Source organism: Trabulsiella guamensis ATCC 49490 (assembly GCF_000734965.1).
GTDB lineage: Bacteria > Pseudomonadota > Gammaproteobacteria > Enterobacterales > Enterobacteriaceae > Trabulsiella > Trabulsiella guamensis.
Genome location: NZ_JMTB01000032.1, coordinates 1 through 1,101, shown reverse-complemented (window position 1 = coordinate 1,101; position 1,101 = coordinate 1). Strand labels below are relative to the sequence as shown.

Genomic DNA, 1,101 nt, shown 5'->3' with positions numbered 1-1,101 from the left:
AGCATTTTGGAACTGACAGCATGCCGGAAACGGCAGAGAATGTAGCTGAATTGTTAAATATCAGTCGTACCGATCAGGATGCTTTCGCGCTGCGCAGTCAGCAGCGGACGGCAAAAGCGCAGCGTGACGGCATTCTGGCACAGGAAATTGTGCCCGTCACCGTCAAAGGCAAAAAAGGCGCTGTCGTGGAAGTGAAAGATGATGAGCATCCGCGCCCGGAGACGACGCTTGAGCAACTGACTGCGCTGAAAACACCGTTTCGTACAAACGGTGTGATCACCGCCGGGAACGCCTCCGGGGTGAATGACGGCGCGGCGGCGTTGATTGTCGCCACTGAGAAGATGGCGCTGGCGCAGGGCCTGACTCCGCGCACGCGTATTGTCGCGATGGCGAGCGCCGGGGTGGAGCCGCGCCTGATGGGACTCGGCCCGGTACCCGCCACCCGCAAGGTACTGGAGCGCGCCGGACTGAATATCAATGATATGGATGTGATTGAGCTAAACGAAGCCTTCGCCGCGCAGGCGCTGGCTGTGCTCAGACAACTGGGGCTGCCGGACGATGCCCCGCATGTTAACCCTAACGGTGGCGCCATCGCCCTTGGCCACCCGTTGGGAATGAGCGGCGCACGACTGGCGCTCGCCGCCAGCCATGAGTTGCACCGGCGCGGCGGCCGCTATGCGCTGTGTACGATGTGTATCGGTGTGGGTCAGGGCATCGCCATGATCCTGGAGCGAGTTTGATCTGTGAGCTAATCAACCTGCGAGTACCCTATAATGATAACGACATCCAACCTTGATCCGATTGAAACCGCGTCCCGCGACGAGCTGCATGCGCTGCAGACGCAACGCATGAAATGGACGCTGAAACACGCCTACGAGAACGTGCCGATGTACCGGCGAAAATTTGACGCAGCGGGCGTGCACCCTGACGATTTCAACGAACTTGCGGATATCCGCAAGTTTCCCTGTACCACCAAACAGGATCTGCGCGACAACTATCCGTTCGACACCTTTGCCGTGCCGATGGAGCAGATCGTGCGTATCCACGCATCGTCTGGTACCACCGGCAAGCCGACGGTCGTGGGCTACACGCAAAACGATA

Annotated in this window: 1 protein-coding gene and 1 pseudogene; both read left to right on the top strand. The window is 59.2% G+C overall.

The annotated features are described in order from the left end of the window. A partial coding sequence (locus tag GTGU_RS03245) for an acetyl-CoA C-acyltransferase (protein WP_038154203.1) occupies positions 1–740 on the top strand: 740 nt, incomplete at its 5' end. A gap of 33 nt (positions 741–773) precedes the next feature. Next, a pseudogene (locus tag GTGU_RS03240) lies at positions 774–1,101 on the top strand (phenylacetate--CoA ligase); the annotation flags it as partial.